General features: G+C 49.9%; 3 rRNA genes. All 3 read left to right on the top strand.

Going from position 1 to position 701, the window contains the following annotated elements:
- A 16S ribosomal RNA gene (locus ACFSUC_RS09920) occupies positions 1 to 85 on the top strand; the annotation flags it as partial.
- 157 nt (positions 86 to 242) lie between these two features.
- Positions 243 to 359: ribosomal RNA gene (gene rrf, locus ACFSUC_RS09915) — 5S ribosomal RNA — on the top strand.
- 228 nt (positions 360 to 587) lie between these two features.
- Positions 588 to 701 (top strand): 23S ribosomal RNA (locus ACFSUC_RS09910); the annotation flags it as partial.

Genomic DNA, 701 nt, shown 5'->3' with positions numbered 1-701 from the left:
CCAGCCGCCGAAGGTGGGGCAGATGATTGGGGTGAAGTCGTAACAAGGTAGCCGTATCGGAAGGTGCGGCTGGATCACCTCCTTTCTATGGAGCTCTAGGTACCCACAAAAGTGAAGAACAGCTTAGCAGCTGATTCAAGTCCTTTTGCGGGGCCCAAGGCACAAGAACGAATGTGCACAAGATGCACAAAAAGGACAATTTCACTCGCGTTCAGTTTTGAAAGGGCAACCTTTCAATCCGGTTTGGTGATAATGGCGGAGGGGTACCACGCGTACCCATACCGAACACGACCGTTAAGCCCTCCAGCGCCGATGGTACTTGGACCGAAGGGTCCTGGGAGAGTAGGACATTGCCAAGCCGGGCAAGCTAGTACTTTATTGTACGAATAAAGTGGTAGCTTTTTTTAATCCCAATTTGATCCTTGAAAACTGGATAGCGAAAGAGTTTAGGTAAGAATCAACGCAGTTTTTACTAGCGTGTTGTTTTTGACTTCCATGTCAAGCCAACATTGTAAAGTGTAGTGTTTTTGGAGTCGCCCGACATTTGCCCTTGTGCAAGAGGAGGAAGACCCAACAAACACGAAACGGGTTAAGCTAGTAAGGGCACACGGAGGATGCCTAGGCGCTAGGAGCCGAAGAAGGACGTGGCGAACAACGAAATGCCTCGGGGAGCTGTAAGCAAGCTTTGATCCGGGGATGTC

Origin of the sequence: Marinicrinis sediminis (genome assembly GCF_042685085.1) — a bacterium.
Taxonomy (GTDB): Bacteria; Bacillota; Bacilli; order Paenibacillales; family KCTC-33676; genus Marinicrinis; species Marinicrinis sediminis.
This window is presented reverse-complemented; position numbering and strand designations above follow the sequence as displayed.